The organism is Streptomyces sp. DSM 40750, assembly GCF_024612035.1.
Lineage (GTDB): Bacteria > Actinomycetota > Actinomycetes > Streptomycetales > Streptomycetaceae > Streptomyces.
The window spans coordinates 9,381,247-9,400,120 of the sequence record NZ_CP102513.1; the positions used below are offsets into that span (position 1 = coordinate 9,381,247).

Annotated in this window: 14 protein-coding genes; 11 read left to right on the plus strand and 3 right to left on the minus strand. The window is 70.4% G+C overall.

The window, feature by feature from the left end; translation table 11 throughout:
- Positions 1–5 precede the first annotated feature (5 nt).
- From JIX55_RS41125 to JIX55_RS41135, 3 genes are read right to left on the minus strand one after another with little or no spacing between them, the layout of a single operon-like run.
- Entirely contained in the window at positions 6–1,829 is a 1,824-nt protein-coding gene (locus JIX55_RS41125) for an NADH-ubiquinone oxidoreductase-F iron-sulfur binding region domain-containing protein (protein WP_257568293.1), read from the minus strand.
- A gap of 5 nt (positions 1,830–1,834) precedes the next feature.
- A complete protein-coding gene (locus tag JIX55_RS41130; protein WP_257568294.1) occupies positions 1,835–3,760 on the minus strand; it encodes a molybdopterin oxidoreductase family protein in 1,926 nt (641 codons plus the stop codon).
- A 16-nt stretch (positions 3,761–3,776) separates the two neighbouring features.
- The gene (locus JIX55_RS41135) at positions 3,777–4,748 is read right to left on the minus strand and encodes a 2-dehydropantoate 2-reductase (RefSeq protein ID WP_257568295.1); all 972 of its coding nucleotides are present in this window, start codon (positions 4,746–4,748) and stop codon (positions 3,777–3,779) included.
- Between the two features lie 247 nt (positions 4,749–4,995).
- Between JIX55_RS41135 and JIX55_RS41140 the strand changes: the two genes are divergently transcribed.
- The 11 genes from JIX55_RS41140 (at position 4,996) to JIX55_RS41185 (ending at position 18,865) form a co-directional block, all read left to right on the plus strand.
- Positions 4,996–6,330: an OFA family MFS transporter gene (locus JIX55_RS41140; RefSeq protein ID WP_257568296.1), complete on the plus strand. Its 1,335-nt coding sequence runs from the start codon at positions 4,996–4,998 to the stop codon at positions 6,328–6,330.
- On the plus strand, positions 6,296–6,433 hold the full coding sequence (locus tag JIX55_RS51645; RefSeq protein WP_443046648.1) for an MFS transporter small subunit: 138 nt from the start codon (positions 6,296–6,298) through the stop codon (positions 6,431–6,433). Before JIX55_RS41140 ends, JIX55_RS51645 begins: the two co-directional genes overlap by 35 nt.
- 138 nt (positions 6,434–6,571) lie before the next feature.
- Positions 6,572–7,510, plus strand: coding sequence for a beta-ketoacyl-ACP synthase III (locus JIX55_RS41145; RefSeq protein ID WP_257568297.1), 939 nt, complete (start codon positions 6,572–6,574; stop codon positions 7,508–7,510).
- Positions 7,511–7,681: 171 nt separating this feature from the next.
- Positions 7,682–8,356, plus strand: a complete 675-nt coding sequence (locus tag JIX55_RS41150; protein WP_257568298.1) for a GntR family transcriptional regulator — start codon at positions 7,682–7,684, stop codon at positions 8,354–8,356.
- 267 nt (positions 8,357–8,623) lie between these two features.
- Positions 8,624–9,805 (plus strand): ROK family transcriptional regulator, encoded by a 1,182-nt coding sequence (locus tag JIX55_RS41155; RefSeq protein ID WP_257568299.1) that lies wholly within the window; start codon positions 8,624–8,626, stop codon positions 9,803–9,805.
- 223 nt (positions 9,806–10,028) lie between these two features.
- Positions 10,029–11,570, plus strand: a complete 1,542-nt coding sequence (locus tag JIX55_RS41160) for a sugar ABC transporter ATP-binding protein (RefSeq protein WP_257568300.1) — start codon at positions 10,029–10,031, stop codon at positions 11,568–11,570.
- A complete protein-coding gene (locus JIX55_RS41165; RefSeq protein WP_257568301.1) occupies positions 11,567–12,586 on the plus strand; it encodes an ABC transporter permease in 1,020 nt (339 codons plus the stop codon). Before JIX55_RS41160 ends, JIX55_RS41165 begins: the two co-directional genes overlap by 4 nt.
- A 36-nt stretch (positions 12,587–12,622) precedes the next feature.
- Complete coding sequence (locus JIX55_RS41170; RefSeq protein WP_257568302.1) at positions 12,623–13,660, plus strand: substrate-binding domain-containing protein; 1,038 nt, start codon at positions 12,623–12,625, stop codon at positions 13,658–13,660.
- A 124-nt stretch (positions 13,661–13,784) separates the two neighbouring features.
- Positions 13,785–15,239 (plus strand): Gfo/Idh/MocA family protein, encoded by a 1,455-nt coding sequence (locus tag JIX55_RS41175; protein ID WP_443046649.1) that lies wholly within the window; start codon positions 13,785–13,787, stop codon positions 15,237–15,239.
- 13 nt (positions 15,240–15,252) lie between these two features.
- Positions 15,253–16,257: a sugar phosphate isomerase/epimerase family protein gene (locus JIX55_RS41180; protein WP_257568303.1), complete on the plus strand. Its 1,005-nt coding sequence runs from the start codon at positions 15,253–15,255 to the stop codon at positions 16,255–16,257.
- A 115-nt stretch (positions 16,258–16,372) separates the two neighbouring features.
- On the plus strand, positions 16,373–18,865 hold the full coding sequence (locus tag JIX55_RS41185; protein ID WP_257568304.1) for a PQQ-dependent sugar dehydrogenase: 2,493 nt from the start codon (positions 16,373–16,375) through the stop codon (positions 18,863–18,865).
- The last annotated feature ends 9 nt before the right edge of the window (positions 18,866–18,874 follow it).

An 18,874-nucleotide genomic window follows, 5' to 3' on the forward strand; every position in this document is an offset into this window, starting at 1 on the left:
CGCGGTCATTCGTACGCCCCCAGACGGTCGATGGCGGATTCCACGGCGTTCCACGCGGTCTGTCCGAGACCGCAGATCGAGGCGTCCCGCATCGCGCGACCGACCTCCCTGAGCAGGGCGATGTCACCGGCCGCGGCCGCACCGGTCCGCTCGGCGATCCGGTGCAGCGCCTCCTCCTGGCGCACGGTCCCGACCCGGCACGGCACGCACTGCCCGCAGGACTCGTCCCGGAAGAACTCCGCGATCCGCAGCAGCAGCCGAGGCAGCGGAACCGTGTCGTCGAAGGCCATGACCACGCCCGAGCCGAGCGTCGTGCCCGCCTCCCGCGTCCCCTCGAAGGTGAGCGGGATCTCCAGTTCGTCGGGCCGCACGAAGCCACCGGCCGCGCCACCGAGGAGGACGGCGCGCAGTCGGTCCCGTACCCCGGCGAGCGCGAGCAGATCGCCGAGCGTCGCGCCGAACGGCAGCTCGTAGATGCCGGGCCTGTCCACACTCCCCGACACGCAGAACAGCTTCGGCCCCGTGGATCGCCCGGTGCCGATCGCCGCGTACGCCGGTGCGCCCATCGTCAGGATCGGCAGGACGTTCACCAGCGTCTCGACGTTGTTCTCCACCGTCGGCTTGCCGAACAGCCCCTTCTCCACGGGGAACGGCGGCTTCGAACGCGGCTCGCCCCGGTACCCCTCGATGGAGTTGAAGAGAGCCGTCTCCTCGCCGCAGATATAGGCGCCCGCGCCCCGGCGGATCTCGATGTCGAAGGCGTAGCCCTGCCCGAGGACGTCGTCGCCGAGCAGGCCCCGGGCGCGGGCCTGGGCGACGGCGTGTTCCAGGCGGCGCAGGGCTCGCGGATACTCGCCGCGCAGATAGAGGTACCCCTTGTGCGCGCCGGTCGCGTACGCCGCGATCGTCATCGCCTCGACCAGGGCGAACGGATCGCCCTCCATGATCACGCGGTCCTTGAAGGTGCCCGGCTCGGATTCGTCCGCGTTGCAGACGAGGTGGTGCGGATGGTCGGGCTGCTCCGCCGTGGCCTGCCACTTTCGGCCGGTCGGGAAGGCGGCGCCGCCCCGCCCCACCAGGCCCGAGTCGGTGACCTCCCGGATGACCCCGGCCGGGCCCAGCTCGAAGGCCCGCCGCAGAGCCGTGTAGCCGCCGTACGCGCGGTAGTCGTCCAGGGATGTCGGGTCGACGACCCCGATACGGGAGAGGAGGGCGAGCCCCGGTTCTCCCGCCTGGGGCACCGCCATGGCGGCCGGCGGCTCCTCGTCCGCCGAGTCGGGCGCGCTCGCCGCGAGGACGGCCGCCTCGACGGTCGCCGGCGCCGACACAGCCGTACGCACCGGATCCCCGGCCTTGACCGCGAGGGCGGCCGGCGCCCGCTCGCACAGCCCCAGACACGGGCTCCGCTCCACGCTCACCCCGCTGCCGGGGCCGAGGCGGGACTCGATCCCGGCGCACAGGCCGGGCGCCCCGGCCGCCGCGCACGCCAGGTCCGTGCACACGTGCAGCACGGTCGCGGGGCGCGGCTCGACCGAGAACATCGCGTAGAACGTGGCCACGCCGTACGCCTCCGCCGGCGGCACCGTCAGCCGCCGGCACAGATAGTCCAACGCCCCCTCGCTGATCCAGCCGATCCGGTCGTTGATCGCGTGCAGCCCCGGCAACAGCAGGTCACGGCGCTCCCGTGCCTCCCGGCCGCCCCGTGCCCACCGCAGATCGGCGTCGGAACGGTCCGCGCCCTCCCAGGAGGATTCCGGCGGCCCGAGCAGCGCGTCGACCGCCGCCTTCTCCTCGTCGGTGGGCTTGCTGTCACCGAAGTGCAGGTCCACTTACGTCACCTCACGATGGTCGCGACGGGCAGCTTCTCGATCCGGATCGCCGACGCCTTGAACTCCGCCGTGCCCGCGATCGGGCAGTTCGCCTCGATCGTCAGCTGGTTGGTGTCCACCTCGTCGGGAAAGTGCATGGTCATGAAGGCGAGGCCGGGCCGCAGGGCCAGGTCGATCCACACCGGCGCCACGACCGAGCCGCGCCGCGAGGACACCTGGACCTCCTCACCCACGACGACCCCGTAGCGCTCCGCGTCCTCCGGGCACAGCTCGAGGTACTCCCCGCGCCGCAGCGGCGAGGCGAAACCACCGCTCTGCACACCGGTGTTGTACGAGTCCAGCCGCCGCCCGGTGGTCAGCCGGATGGGGAACTCCTCGTCCGTCAGATCGACCGGCGGATCGTGCCGCACGATCCCGAAGGGCGCGAGCCGGCCCCGGTTCGCCGGGTCCGGATCCCACAACCGGCCGTGCAGATAGGTCGGTTCGAGCCTGTCCGTGTCCGGGCAGGGCCACTGGATGCCCTGATGCTCCTCCAGGCGTTCGTACGTCATCCCGTAGTGGTCCGGCGACACCGACCGCAGCTCGTTCCAGACCGCCTCGGAGTCGGGGTACTTCCACTCGTGCCCGAGCCGGGAGGCCAGGTCGCAGATGATGTCGATGTCCTCGCGGGCCTCACCGGGCGGGGTGACCGCCTTGCGTACCCGCTGAACACGGCGTTCGCTGTTGGTGGTGGTGCCGTCCGTCTCCGCCCACCCGGCCGTCGCGGGCAGCACGACGTCCGCCAGCTCGGCCGTCTTCGTCAGGAAGATGTCCTGGACGACGAGGAAGTCCAGCCGCTTCATACGCCGTACGGCCTGCTCGCTGTCCGCCTCCGACTGCGCCGGGTTCTCCCCGACGCAGTACACGGCCTTCAGCGAGCCCTCCTCCATGGCCTCGAACATCTCCGTCAGGTTCAGCCCGTAGTGCGGCTGGATGACGGTGTCCCACGCCGACTCGAACTTCAGCCGGGACCCCGGGTCGAGGATGTCCTGGAAGCCGGGCAGCCGGTTGGGGATGGCGCCCATGTCGCCGCCGCCCTGCACGTTGTTCTGGCCGCGCAGGGGCTGCAAACCGGATGCGTACCGCCCCACATGCCCTGTCAGCAGCGACAGGTTGATCAGCGCGCGGACGTTGTCCGTGCCGTTGTGGTGCTCGGTGATGCCGAGGGTCCAGCACAGCTGGGCGCGCTCTGCACGGGCGTACGCGTGCGCCAACTGCCGTATGGCTGCGGCCGGTACGCCCGTCACCTTCTCGGCGAGGGAGAGCGTCCATGGCTCGACGAGCGCCTTGTACTCCTCGAAGCCGGTGGTCGCCCGCTCGATGAACGCCTTGTTGGCCAGGCCCGCGTGGATGATCTCGCGGCCGATCGCGTGGGCCATCGGGATGTCCGTGCCGACGTTCAGTCCGAGCCAGCTCTCCGCCCACTCGGCGGTGGAGGTCCGCCGTGGATCGATCGCGTACATCCGGGCGCCGTTCCGTATCCCCTTCAGCACGTGCTGGAAGAAGATCGGGTGCGCGAAGCGGGCGTTGGAGCCCCACATCACGATGACGTCGGTGTGCTCGATCTCCTCGTACGAGGAGGTGCCGCCGCCCGAACCGAAGGCGGCGGACAGGCCGGCGACGCTCGGCGCGTGGCAGGTGCGGTTGCAGGAGTCGACGTTGTTGGTGCCCATGACGACCCGGGCGAACTTCTGCGCCACGTAGTTCATCTCGTTCGTGGCGCGGGCGCAGGAGAACATGCCGAACGCGCCGCGGTTGCGTTCGATGCCGCGGGCGGCCCGGTCCAGCGCCTCCTCCCAGGTGGCCTGCCGGAAGGGCTCGTCGCGGGAGTCGCGGACGAGGGGATGGGTGAGCCGGGTGTAGGTCTTCGGGCTTCGGTCGCGTTTCCTCATCGGCGTTCCCCAGAGTTCATGCCGCGCTCCTCAGCGCGAGCAGGTCCGAGATGGCGTGGACGGTGCGGAGTGTGGGCACCTCGACGCCGGTGATGTCCGCCAGCTCGACGACGGCGGCGAGCAGCACGTCGAGTTCCAGCGGCTTGCCGCGCTCCAGGTCCTGGAGTGTGGAGGTGCGGTGGTCGCCGACGCGTTCGGCGCCTGCCATCCGCCGTTCGATGGAGACACCGACCTCGCAGCCCAGGGCCTCGGCGACGGCGAGCGTCTCGGCCATCATCGTCTCGATGACCTTGCGGGTGCCGCCGTGCAGACACATCTGCCGCATGGTCGCGCGGGCCAGGGCGCTGATCGGGTTGAACGAGATGTTGCCGAGCAGCTTGATCCAGATGTCGCCCCGGATGTCGGGCTCCACCGGACACTTCAGGCCACCGGCCACCATGGCCTCGCTGAACGCCAAACAGCGCGCCGAGACCGTACGGTCCGGTTCACCGACGGAGAACCGGGTGCCTTCCAAGTGCCGTACGACACCGGGCCCTTCGAGCTCGGTCGCCGCGTAGACGACGCAGCCGATGGCCCGTTCGGGCGCGAGCACCGCACTGACCGCGCCGGCCGGGTCCACGCTCTCGACACGGTGGCCGTCGTGCGGGCCGCCGTGCCGGTGGAAGTACCACCAGGGAATGCCGTTCTGGGCGGCGATCACCGCCGTGGTGCCGTGCAGCAGGGGCTCGATCAGCGGCCCGCACGCCGCGTACGAGTTGGCCTTGAGGCCCAGGAAGACGAAGTCGACCGGGCCGATCTCGGCCGGGTCGTCGGTGGCGTGGGCGCGGGCGGTGAAGTCCCCGCGTGAGCTGAGCACCCGCACCCCGTTCCGCCTCATGGCCGCCAGATGCGGTCCACGGGCGACGAGATGCGTGTCCGCGCCGGCGCGGTGGAGCGCGGCGCCGACGTAGGCGCCGATCGCACCGGCGCCGAGAACTGCGACTTTCATATCGAGGGAGCTCCGTTCGGTCGAGGGATACCGCGGAGATGGCGCACTGCCGAAATCTGTCGACGAAATATTGTCTACAGTATGGAAGGTGACCCAGCAAGGGTTCGCGCAGCCGCCGAACAAGGCATTACCCGGACATGAAGGTGGCCGGTGAACTACCGTTCGGCGCGCGGTGGATACCGCTCATCGCATACGGTCGACGCGCCGCCTTTCCAACTCCCCTTGTCACTCCCTACCGTCCGGGATCATGAGTCCCCCCGTCGCACCCCCGGGCTGGAGCCGCTGGCTCGTCCCCCCGGCCGCGCTCTCCGTCCATCTCTCCATCGGGCAGGCCTACGCCTGGAGCGTCTTCAAGCCGCCACTCGAATCCGCGCTCGGCCTCAGCGGCACCCAGAGCGCGCTGCCCTTCCAGCTCGGCATCGTCATGCTGGGTCTGTCGGCCGCGTTCGGCGGGACGCTCGTCGAGCGCAACGGTCCGCGCTGGGCGATGACCGTGGCGCTGATCTGCTTCTCCTCAGGCTTCCTGCTCGCCTCGCTCGGCGCGGCCACCGAGCAGTACTGGCTGATCGTCTTCGGCTACGGCTTCGTCGGCGGCATCGGCCTCGGCATCGGCTACATCTCGCCCGTCTCCACCCTGATCAAGTGGTTCCCGGACCGGCCAGGCATGGCCACCGGTATAGCGATCATGGGCTTCGGCGGCGGCGCGCTCATCGCCTCGCCGTGGTCCGCCCAGATGCTGGAGTCCTTCGGCTCCGACTCCTCCGGCATCGCCCTCGCCTTCCTGGTGCACGGGCTGTCGTACGCCGTGTTCATGCTGCTCGGTGTGCTGCTGGTCCGGGTGCCGCGCACCGAGAGGCCGGTCGAGAGCGGACCGAGCGTCCTGGCGGGCCCGCAGGTCTCGGCCCGCAACGCCATCCGCACCCCGCAGTTCTGGTGTCTGTGGGTCATCCTCTGCATGAACGTGTCCGCGGGCATCGGCATCCTGGAGAAGGCCGCCCCGATGATCACGGACTTCTTCGCCGACTCCTCCACCCCGGTCTCCGTCACCGCGGCCGCCGGTTTCGTCGCGCTGCTCTCCGCGGCCAACATGGCGGGCCGCATCACCTGGTCGTCCACGTCCGACCTGATCGGACGCAAGAACATCTACCGCGTCTATCTGGGCGTGGGCGCGCTGATGTATCTGCTGATCGCGCTGTTCGGCGACTCCTCCAAGCCGCTGTTCATCGTCTGCGCCCTGGTGATCCTGTCCTTCTACGGCGGCGGCTTCGCCACGATCCCCGCGTATCTGAAGGACCTCTTCGGTACCTACCAGGTCGGCGCGATCCACGGCCGGCTGCTCACCGCCTGGTCCACGGCCGGCGTCCTCGGACCGCTGATCGTCAACTGGATCGCGGACCGGCAGGAGGAGGCGGGCAAGTCCGGCCCCGACCTCTACGGCATGTCCTTCTTCATCATGATCGGGCTGCTCGTGATCGGCTTCGTCGCCAACGAGCTGGTCCGGCCCGTCCACCCCCGCTTCCACATCCCCGCCCCGAGGGAGGCCGCCGATGTCGTCCAGCGACAGCAGCCCGAATCCGCCTGACCGGCGACCGTTGATCGTCCTCGCCTGGGTGTGGGTGGGGGTACCGCTCGGTTACGGACTGTACGAACTCGTACGGAAGGCTACGCAATTGTTCACCGGGTGAGTGTTCGGACGTCCTGGGGTCTGACAGAAGCCCACAACGCGGGCCACGCATTACTGTCGCCTCACCCGTCCTCGTACCCGTGAGTCACTGATCAGACTGGTGAATCCCGCTGACCACAGGCTACGAGGGGAACCACCCATGAACGGCTCGCGAATCGCCGCCGTCGGCCACTACCAGCCCGCCAAGGTTCTCACCAACAAGGACCTGGCGGGCATGGTCGACACCAGTGACGAGTGGATCACGAGCCGTGTGGGCATTCGCACCCGGCACATCGCAGGACCCGACGAGCCGGTCGACGAGCTGGCCGGCCACGCCGCCGCCAAGGCGCTCGCCGCGGCCGGTCTCGGCCCGGAGGCCATCGACCTGGTCGTGGTCGCCACCTCGACCGCCGTCGACCGCTCCCCGAACATGGCCGCCCGGGTCGCGAACCGGCTCTCCATCCCGAACCCGGCCGCCATGGACGTCAATGTCGTCTGCGCCGGGTTCACCCACGCCCTCGCCACCGCCGACCACGCCGTGCGCGCGGGCGCCGCCACCCGGGCGCTCGTCATCGGCGCCGACAAGATGTCCGAGGTCACGGACTGGACCGACCGTACGACCTGCGTCCTCGTCGGGGACGGGGCGGGCGCGGCGGTCGTCGAGGCCGCCGAGGAGCCCGGCATCGGTCCGGTGCTGTGGGGATCGGTGCCCGAGATGGGGCACGCGGTACGCATCGAGGGCACTCCGGCCCGGTTCGCGCAGGAGGGGCAGAGCGTCTACCGCTGGGCCACCACCAAGCTGCCGCCCATCGCCCGCGCCGCCTGCGAGAAGGCGGGGCTCGCGCCCGCCGACCTCGCCGCGGTCGTCCTCCACCAGGCCAACCTGCGCATCATCGAGCCCCTCGCCGAGAAGATCGGCGCGGTGAACGCCGTGGTCGCGCGGGATGTCACCGAGTCCGGCAACACCTCGGCCGCGAGCATCCCCCTCGCCTTCTCCAAGCTCGTCGAACGCGGCGAGATCTCCAGCGGCGACCCTGTGCTGCTGTTCGGTTTCGGCGGCAACCTCTCGTACGCGGGACAGGTGGTCCGCTGCCCGTGACCAGGGCCTTCGTGGCGGTGTGACGAGACATACTCGTCGGCTCCCTGGCCATCGCGGGTCGTAGACTGTAGACGAAAGACAATCCATACTGGCTGTTGACTTGGACTTTCCAGTACGGGCCGTTGACTTTCCGTGTGCAGTACACCCAGTGGTGCTCTGGAGGGGGACCCGATGTTGTCGACAGGACTTCCGCAAGGGGCGGTGCCCAAGCTCGAACGCCCCGGCCCACTGCGCGACCGCGTCTACGAGGCCCTGCTCGAACTCATCACCACGCGCGCGCTGCGCCCCGGCCAGCACCTCGTCGAGAGCGAACTCGCCGGACACCTCGGGGTGTCCCGGCAGCCCGTCCGCGAGGCCCTGCAACGCCTCAACACCGAGGGCTGGGTCGATCTCCGGCCCGCCCAGGGCGCCTTCGTGCACGAGCCGACGGAGGCGGAGGCCGACCAACTCCTCACGGTCCGCACCCTGTTGGAGGCCGAGGCCGCCCGCCTCGCCGCGGCGAACACCGGCACGGCGGGCATCGCGGCGCTGGAGGAACTCTGCGCGGAGGGCGAGCGGGCCGTGGACGCCGACGACGTCGACGCCGCGGTCGCCCTGAACGCCCGCTTCCACGCGAAGATCATGGAACTGGCCGGCAACGCGGTCCTCGCCGAACTCGCCGCCCAGGTCGACCGCCGCGTCCGCTGGTACTACACCCCTGTGGCCCGCCAGCGCGGCCACCAGTCCTGGATCGAGCACCGCGACCTCATCGCGGCGGTCTCCGCCCGCGACGAACAGCGCGCCACGGAGGTCATGCGGGCCCACACCGAGCACACGCGCAAGACGTACCACGAGCGCGAGAAGTAACCGGATTCGCGGAAGCGGCGGCCGTCCCGGAGGTGGCCGCCGCTTCCGTCTGTCCGGTGCCCGGAGGTGCCCCCGAAGTCCCGCCCTCACTTGCCGCGACCCTCGCTTTGTCCTGTGAGTGGAGAAAGTTGGCGGCAATCTGTGCGCAACTTCTTCCCAGTCCCGGTAGCCACTGCTACGTTCCCCTGCGAAAGGTCGGTCGCGGGATGTGGCCGGAAGGCGACGGGCGTAGAGGCCGGTTGAGGCGGGGAGGGGCTTGTGAGACGTATGACGGCTCGACCCGCGAACGCGCATCAGGCCCGACTGCTGCGGCTGTTGCGGGACGGTGGGCCCAACTCGCGGGCGCAGCTGGGGGATCGGGTGGATCTCTCGCGGTCGAAGCTGGCCGTGGAGGTGGACCGGCTGCTGGAGACGGGCCTGGTCGTGGCCGACGGACTCGCCGCCTCACGCGGTGGGCGCCGCTCGCACAACATCCGGCTCGCTCCTCAACTCCGCTTTCTCGGCGTCGACATCGGCGCGACCTCGATCGATGTGGCCGTCACCAACGCCGAGTTGGAAATCCTCGGACACATCAACCAGCCCATGGACGTACGGGACGGTCCGGTCGCCGTCTTCGAGCAAGTGCTGTCCATGGCCGCCAAGTTGAAGGCCTCCGGGCTGGCGGAAGGGTTCGACGGCGCCGGCATCGGCGTCCCCGGACCGGTCCGCTTCCCCGAGGGCGTTCCGGTGGCCCCGCCGATCATGCCGGGCTGGGACGGGTTCCCGGTGCGCGAGGCGCTCAGCCAGGAACTCGGCTGCCCCGTCATGGTCGACAACGACGTGAACCTGATGGCGATGGGGGAGCAGCACGCGGGCGTGGCCCGTTCCGTGGGCGACTTCCTCTGCGTCAAGATCGGCACCGGCATCGGCTGCGGCATCGTCGTCGGAGGTGAGGTCCACCGAGGTGCGACGGGCAGTGCCGGCGACATCGGGCATATCCTCGCCGTACCGGACGGCCGCCCCTGCGCCTGCGGCAACCGGGGCTGCCTGGAGGCCCACTTCAGCGGCGCCGCGCTCGCCCGCGACGCCAAGGACGCCGCCCAGCAGGGCCTCTCGGCGGAACTCGCCTCCCGCCTGGAGACCAGCGGCACCCTGACCGCCGTCGACGTGGCCGCCGCGGCGGCCGCCGGTGACGCCACCGCGCTCGACCTGATCCGCGAGGGCGGCAACCGCACCGGTCAGGTCATCGCCGGACTCGTCAGCTTCTTCAACCCCGGCCTGGTGGTGATCGGCGGTGGGGTGACCGGCCTCGGCCACACCCTGCTCGCCGCCATCCGCACTCAGGTCTACCGCCAGTCACTGCCCCTCGCGACCGGCAATCTGCCCATCGTCCTGGGGGAGTTGGGGCCCACCGCCGGAGTCATCGGCGCGGCCCGCCTCATCAGCGACCATCTGTTCTCACCCGCGTAGCCACTCCGTTCGTTCGTACCGAACGCCGGCAAGAGCCGCCCGTACCGCAGTCCAGCAAGAGCCGCCCGTACGACAGCCCAGCAAGAGCCGCCCATACGGCGCACCCATACAGAGCCGCACGTACACCACCACGCACAGCGCGTCGCCCCGCCCTGCCCGAACACGCCTGCCCAGCACGCGGATTCGCCCTGAAACCGGCCCGCACGCCCGCCAAGGGGAACTCATGGCACCAGAACCACCGCTGCTCACCATGTCCGGCATCACCAAGTCGTTCCCCGGAGTCCGGGCCCTGGACGGCGTCGACCTCGACGTCCAGGCCGGAGAGGTCCACTGCCTGCTCGGCCAGAACGGCGCCGGGAAGTCCACCCTGATCAAGGTCCTGGCCGGTGCCCACCAGCCCGACGACGGCACGATCACCTGGCGGGGCGAACCCGTCACCCTCAAGTCCCCGATCGCCGCCATGCGCCTCGGCATCGCCACCATCTACCAGGAACTCGACCTGGTGGAGGGCCTGTCGGTGGCCGAGAACGTCCACCTCGGTCATGAACCCACGGCCGCAGGCTTCGTCGTACGGGGGAAGGCCGCCCGAGAGTCAACGGCCTTACTTCTCAAGCGACTTGGACATCCGGAGATCGATGCGGCCCGGCTCGTCGGCGAGTTGTCCGCCGCCCAGCAGCAGATCGTCTCCATGGCCCGGGCGCTCTCCCACGAGGTACGGCTCATCGTCATGGACGAGCCGTCGGCCGCACTCGACCCGGACGAGGTCGACAACCTCTTCAGGATCGTGGGGGACCTGACCGCCGACGGGGTGGCCGTCGTCTACATCTCGCACCGTCTGGAGGAGATCCGACGGATCGGCGACCGGGTGACCGTACTGAAGGACGGACGGGCCGTGGCGGGCGGGCTGCCCGCGAAGTCCACGCCGACGCGCGAGGTCGTGGCGCTGATGACGGGTCGGAACGTCGAGTACGTCTTCCCCGACCGGCCGCCCGTGCCGCCCACGGAAGGCACGCCCGTGCTGGAGGTGCGGGGGCTGGCGCGCGCCGGTGAGTTCGAACCGTTCGATCTGGAGGTGCGACCCGGCGAGATCGTGGGCCTCGCCGGACTCGTCGGCTCGGGACGGTCGGAGATCCTGGAGACGATCTACGGCGCCCGGAAGCCGACGGCCGGTCAAGTAAGCGTCGACGGACGGCAGTTGAGGCTGGGCAGCGTACGTGCCGCCGTGCGCGCCGGGCTCGGACTCGCGCCCGAGGAGCGCAAGGCGCAGGCGCTGCTGATGCTGGAGTCCGTCACCAGAAACGTTTCCGTGTCGTCGATGTCCCGCTTCGCACGCGCCGGCTGGATCGACCGGAGCGCCGAACACCGCGCCGCGCGGGCCGCGACCCGCGAGCTGTCCCTGCGCCCCGACAACCCGGCCGTACCGGTCCGCACCCTCTCCGGAGGCAACCAGCAGAAGGCGGTCCTCGCCCGCTGGCTGCTGCGCGGCTGCCGGGTCCTGCTGCTCGACGAGCCGACCCGGGGCGTCGACGTGGGCGCCCGCGCGGAGCTGTACGCGGTGGTCCGCCGGCTCGCCGACGAAGGGCTCGCCGTGCTGCTGGTCTCCAGCGAGGTGCCCGAAGTCCTCGGCCTCGCCGACCGGGTGCTCGTCCTGCGCGAGGGCCGGGTCGTGCACACCGCCCCCGCCCGTGAACTCGACGAACACCGCGTACTCGACCTTGTGATGGAAGGAAGCCCCGTGACTGTTGAAGGGAGCCCGGCGTCATGACCCAGCCCGTGTCCCCGCCCCGGGGCAGCGCCGACAAAGTGACACCCGTCAGCGAACCGCCGGCCTGGCGCGCCCTCGTGTTCCGCGCCGACGTGCGCACCCTCTCGCTCCTCGGTGTCCTCGCCGCGCTGATCGTCATCGGCGGCGTGACCAAACCCGACGAGTTCCTCGACACCCGCAACCTCCAACTCGTCCTCACCCAGGCCTCGGTGATCGGCGTCGTCACCGTCGGCATGACCTTCGTCATCATCTCCGGCGGCATCGACCTGTCCGTGGGCGCGATCGTGGCGCTGGCCTCCGTCTGGGCCACCACGGTCGCCACCCAGGAGTACGGCTTCGCCGGCATCCTCTTCACGGCCGTGATCGTCGGCGTGGGCTGCGGCCTGGTGAACGGGCTGCTCATCGCGTACGGCGGGGTGGTCCCCTTCATCGCCACCCTCGCCATGCTCGCCTCGGCCCGGGGACTCGCTCTCCAGATCACCGACGGCAGCACCCAGGTAGTCACCGTCGACGCCATCCTGGACCTCGGCGAGCGCGACGCGTACATCCTCGGCATCCCGCCGCTCGTCCTGGTGTTCGCGGTCGTGACGATCATCGGCTGGCTCGTGCTGAACCGTACGACCTTCGGCCGGCGCACGGTCGCCGTCGGCGGCAACGCCGAGGCGGCCCGGCTCGCGGGCATCGACGTCCGACGGCAGCGCCTGTACCTCTATCTGCTCTCCGGGCTGTGCTGCGGCATCGCCGCGTTCCTGCTGATCGTGCTCTCCGGCTCGGGCCAGAACACCAACGGCAACCTCTACGAACTCGACGCCATCGCGGCCGCGATCATCGGCGGCACCATGCTCAGCGGCGGCCGGGGCACCATCATCGGCTCCCTGCTCGGCGTCCTGATCTTCAACACGATCACCAACATCTTCGCGCTCAACAACCTGCAGAGCGACGTCCAGCAGATCGCCAAGGGCGCGATCATCGTCGCCGCGGTCCTGGTCCAGCGACGTACGGCAAGCACGACCTGACACACCGAAGAGCCGACACGGGAAAGGTCCACCGCCATGCCACAGTTCACCAGCCGTAGAGGACTGCTCTTCGGGACCGCCGCCGTCTCGGCCGGCGCCCTCCTCGCCGGTTGCACCAGCAATGAATCCGGCGACGACCCGGCGGCGAACGACCAGCCGGCCGCAGCTGACACACCCGGCAAGGAAGTCACCATCGGCTTCGCCGGACCGCAGGCCGACCACGGCTGGCTCAACGCCATCAACGAGAACGCCAAGAGCCGCGCCGAGCGGTACGAGGACGTCACGCTGGAGATCACCGAGGGCTCCAACGACACCGCCCAGCAGATCGGCCAGATCGAGACCCTCATCAACAAGAAGGTCGACGTCCTGGTCGTCCTGCCCGCCGACGGCAAGGCCCTCACCCAGGTCGGTCTCAAGGCGATGCGCGCGGGCATCCCCGTCGTCAACCTCGACCGGATCTTCAACTCCCCGCAGGCGTACCGCTGCTGGATCGGCGGCGACAACTACGGCATGGGCCTCAACGCCGGGCACTACATCGGCGAGCAGCTCAAGGACAAGGAGAACGCCCGCGTCATCGAGCTGGCCGGCCTCGACAACCTGGAGCTGACCAAGCAGCGCACCCAGGGCTTCGACGACGCGCTGAAGAACTACCCGAACATCGAGAAGGTGGCCCGGCAGGCCGCCGAGTTCACCGTGGAGTCCGGGCAGGCCAAGATGGCCCAACTCCTCCAGGCACAGTCGAAGTTCGACGCCCTGTGGAACCACGACGACGACCAGGGCGTCGGGGCCCTGCGCGCCATCGAGCAGGCCGGTCGCGACGACTTCCTGATGGTCGGCGGCGCGGGCGCCCTGTCCGCCTTCCAGGCCATCAAGAAGGACGACGGCGTCCTCAGGGCGACCGTCCTCTACCCGCCGACCATGGCCGCCTCCGCGATCGACCTCGCCCGCGCCCTCGGCCAGGGCAAGGGGGTCGGCGGACTCGCCGAGTTCGAGATCCCGGCCTCGCTGACGCTCTACTCGGCCGTCGTCGACAAGGACAACGTCGACCAGTACATGCCCACCGGCTTCAAGTGACGGCTCCCGCCGGACGGGCCTGACCAGGAACGAGGACAGGGCAGCGGGGACCGGAAGGCGAAGCCCCCGGAAGCCGGGTCAGGCCCCACCCCCACCGCGCCGCGATCACGAGGAGGACACACGCATGGGACAGCCGCAGCAGCCCGACCAGGCCGAGGCGGAGGAGGCCGGGGCCACGGGCCACGAGGCCGGGCTCGAGGGCGACGCCGGAACCCCGACCAGGCCGGGCAGCGGTGCCGGGGGCGCGCCCGCCGGGGGAGGGGCCGGCGCCGGAGCAGGCATCGCGGCCGGTGGTGAGGGCTCGCCGGCCGGGGCCGGAGCCCGGACCGGGACGACGGCTGGTGCCGGTACTCGTGCCGGGTCCTGGCCCGCCGGGCTCGCCGGTGGGCCGGGCAAGCCGCCGCTGCGGGTCGGCATGGTGGGTTACGCCTTCATGGGGGCCGCGCACTCCCAGGGGTGGCGGACCGCCGGTCGGGTCTTCGACCTGCCGCTCAGCCCGGTGCTCGCGGCGGTCTGCGGCCGGGACGAGGATGCGGTGCGGGCCATGGCGGACCGGCACGGCTGGGCGACGACGGAGACCGACTGGCGGGACCTGATCGCCCGGGACGACATCGACCTCGTCGACATCTGCACCCCCGGCGACAGCCATGCCGAGATCGCCCTCGCCGCACTGGCCGCCGGCAAGCACGTGCTCTGCGAGAAGCCCCTCGCCAACACGGTCGCGGAGGCGGAGGCGATGACTTCGGCGGCCGAAGAGGCGTACGCCCACGGCAGGTTGGCGATGGTCGGCTTCAACTACCGGCGCGTGCCCGCCACCACGCTCGCCCGCCGCATGGTCGCCGAGGGCCGCCTGGGAGCGCTGCGGCACGTGCGGGTGACATACCTTCAGGACTGGCTCGTGGACCCCGAGTTCCCGCTCACCTGGCGCCTGCGCAAGGAGTCCGCCGGGTCCGGGGCGCTCGGCGACCTGGGCGCGCACATCGTCGACCTCGCGCAGTACCTCGCGGGAGAGCCCGTGATCGGGGTGTCCGCGCTGATGGAGACCTTCGTACGGGAACGGCCCCTGCCCGCAGGGGTGTCCAGTGGTCTGGCATCCACCGGCGGCACCGCCGGGCGAGGCGCGGTCACTGTCGACGACACGGCCCTGTTCACCGGCCGCTTCGCCTCCGGCGCCGTCGCCTCCTTCGAGGCGACCCGCTTCGCCACCGGCCGCAAGAACGCCCTGCGCATCGAACTCAACGGCGAACGCGGCTCGTTGGCCTTCGACCTGGAACGGCTCAACGAACTCGCCTACCACGACCACACCGAACCCGGCACCCACGCCGGCTTCCGCCGCATCCTCGTCACCGAGCCCGACCACCCCTACCTCGACGCCTGGTGGCCGCCGGGCCACGGCCTCGGCTACGAGCACACCTTCGTCCACCAGGCCCGCGACCTCGTGCACGCCGTCGCGGCGGGGACCAGGCCCGAGCCGTCCTTCGCCGACGGGCTCCAGGTGCAGCGCGTGCTCGCGGCCGTCGAGGAGAGCGCCGAGAAGAACTCCGTCTACACCCCCACCCACACCCCGACAACGGTCTGAGGAGGCCCCGGACATGCCGCGCGACTTCACGCTCTTCACCGGTCAGTGGGCCGACCTGCCCCTCGAAGAGGTCTGCCGCCTCGCCCGCGACTTCGGCTACGACGGCCTCGAACTCGCCTGCTGGGGCGACCACTTCGAGGTCGACAAGGCCCTCGCCGACTCGTCGTACCTCGACTCCCGCCACCAGCTTCTGGAGAAGTACGGCCTGAAGTGCTGGGCCGTCTCCAACCACCTGGTGGGGCAGGCCGTCTGCGACGCCATCATCGACGAACGCCACCGGGCCATCCTGCCCGCCCGTATCTGGGGCGACGGCGAGCCCGAAGGCGTACGGCAGCGGGCCGCCGCAGAGATGGCCGACACCGCGCGCGCCGCCGCGGCCTTCGGCGTCGACACCGTGATCGGCTTCACCGGCTCCGCCATCTGGCACCTGGTCGCCATGTTCCCGCCCGCCCCCGAGTCGATGATCGAGCGCGGCTACGACGACTTCGCGATGCGCTGGAACCCGATCCTCGACGTCTTCGACGCCCAGGGTGTGCGGTTCGCCCACGAGGTCCACCCGAGCGAGATCGCGTACGACTACTGGACAACGCAACGCGCCCTTGAGGCAGTTGACCGCCGTCCGGCCTTCGGCCTGAACTTCGACCCCTCGCACTTCGTGTGGCAGGACCTCGACCCGGTCGGCTTCCTGTGGGACTTCCGCGACCGGATCTACCACGTCGACTGCAAGGAGGCCCGCAAGCGGCTCGACGGCCGCAACGGCCGCCTCGGCTCGCATCTGCCCTGGGGCGACCCGCGCCGCGGCTGGGACTTCGTGTCGGCCGGTCATGGTGACGTCCCCTGGGAGGACGTCTTCCGGATGCTCCGCTCCATCGACTACCAGGGCCCGATCTCCGTCGAGTGGGAGGACGCCGGCATGGACCGGCTCCAGGGCGCCCCCGAGGCCCTGACCCGCCTCAAGGCCTACGACTTCGAACCGCCGTCGGCCGCCTTCGACGCGGCGTTCGGCGGCAACGACTGAGGCCTCACAGCCATTCGCGGACCTGGCTCGCTCAGCCATTTCCTGTCTCCGGGGTGACGGCGCACCCCGGCATCCCGCACCCACCCGTACGACCAGCCCCTTCCTGGAGGCATTCGTGCACCCGTACGACGAGAACAGGAACACCACCAGCCACTCCAGACGCCTCAGACTTCGCGGGCCCCTCGCACTCCTGAGCGGTCTGCTGCTCGCGGGCGCCTCGCTGTCGCTCACCTCGCCCGCCGCGGGCGCGGCCGAAGCCGCCCCGCAGGCCGCCGCGGCCGAGGACTTCCAGCAGGTCACCCTCGCCAAGGGCGAACCGGAGGTCGGCGAACCCATGTCACTCGCCGTCCTCCCCGACCGCTCGGTCCTGCACACCTCGCGCGACGGCGAACTGCGTCTGACCGACGCGGCGGGCAACACCAAGCTCGCGGGCAAGCTCGACGTGTACTCCCACGACGAGGAGGGCCTGCAGGGCATCGGCGTCGACCCGGGCTTCGCCGACAACCGCTTCATCTACCTCTACTACGCGCCTCCGCTGAACACCCCCGCGGGCGACGCCCCCGAGACCGGCACGGCCGCCGACTTCGCGCCCTTCGACGGCGTCAACCGGCTCTCCCGCTTCGTCCTGAAGACCGACGGCACCCTCGACGCCGCCAGCGAGAAGAAGATCCTCGACGTCCCCGCCTCCCGCGGCATCTGCTGCCATGTCGGCGGTGACATCGACTTCGACGCGGCGGGCAACCTCTACCTGTCGACGGGCGACGACAGCAACCCGTTCCAGTCGGACGGCTTCACCCCCATCGACGAGCGGTCCAACCGCAACCCGGCCTTCGACGCCCAGCGCACCTCCGGCAACACCAACGACCTGCGCGGCAAGATCCTGCGTATCAAGGTCGACGCCGACGGCTCGTACTCCGTCCCCGACGGCAACCTCTTCGCCCCCGGCACGGACAAGACGCGCCCCGAGATCTACGCGATGGGCCTCCGCAACCCGTTCCGCTTCAGCGTCGACAAGGAAACCGGCATCCTCTACGTCGGCGAGTACGGCCCCGACGCCGGCGCCGCCAACCCCTCGCGCGGCCCGGCCGGACAGGTCGAGTTCGCCCGCGTGACCAAGCCCGGCAACTTCGGCTGGCCGTACTGCACCGGCAAGAACGACGCCTACGTCGACTACGACTTCGCCACCGGCACCTCGGGCGCGTCCTTCGACTGCGCGGCCCCGAAGAACACCTCGCCGAACAACACGGGTCTCACCGACCTGCCGCCCGCCGAACCCGCGTGGATCCCCTACAACGGCTCCTCCCTCCCGGAGTTCGGCGACGGCTCCGAGTCCCCGATGGGCGGCCCGGTCTACCACTACGACGCCTCGCTCGACTCCCCGGTGAAGTTCCCGGAGGCGTACGACGGCGACTTCTTCGCCGGTGAGTTCGGCCGCCGCTGGATCAAGCGGATCACCAGCGACGCCGACGGCACCGTGCAGTCGATCAACAACGTGCCGTGGACCGGCACCCAGATCATGGACATGGCCTTCGGCCCCGACGGCGCGCTCTACGTCCTCGACTACGGCGTCTCCTGGTTCGGCGGCGACGAGCACTCCGCCCTGTACCGGATCGAGAACGCCACGGACGGCCACTCCCCGGTCGCCCAGGCAGCCGCCGACCGCACCTCGGGCCAGGCGAAACTGAAGGTCCGCTTCTCCTCGGCCGGCACGACCGACGCCGACGGCGACGCGCTCACCCACAGCTGGGACTTCGGCGACGGCGGCACGTCCACGGCGGCGAACCCCACCCACACGTACAGGACGAACGGCACCTACACGGCGACCCTGACCGCCAAGGACGCCTCCGGCCGCACCGGCAGCGCGAGCGTGCAGATCGTCGTCGGCAACACCGCGCCCAAGGTGGTGCTGGAACTCCCCCAGGACGGGCAGCTGTTCGCCTTCGGTGACGCCGTGCCGTTCAAGGTGAAGGTGAGCGACCCGGAGGACGGCCGCCCGATCGACTGCTCCAAGGTCAAGGTCACCTTCGTCCTCGGTCACGACAGTCACGGCCACCCGGTGACCTCCGCCAACGGCTGCACCGGCACCATCCAGACCAGCGCCGACGGCGGCCACGACGAGAACGCCAACATCTTCGGGGTCTTCGACGCCGAGTACACCGACGGCGGAGGCGGCGGCCAGGCTCCGCTGACCACCCACGACCAGAACGTCGTCCAGCCCACCCACCGCCAGGCCGAGCACCACGGTGACTCGTCCGGCATCACGGTGCAGTCGAAGGACACGGCACACGGCGGCAAGACGGTCGGCGACATCTCGAACGGCGACTGGATCTCCTTCGAGCCGTACGTCCTCTCCAACGCCACGAAGATCACCGCACGTATCTCCTCCGGGGGTGCCGGAGGCAGGCTGGAGGTCCGCGCGGGCTCTCCGACCGGTCGTCTCCTCGGCAGCACGACCGTGCCGGTGACCGGTGGCTGGGAGAACTTCCAGGACGTCACCGCCAACCTGTCCCGCGCCCCGCGCGGCACCACCACCCTGTACCTGGTCTTCAAGGGGACAGGCTCCGGCGGCCTGTTCGACGTGGACGACTTCACCTTCACCAAGCGGTGAGGGGGCGTC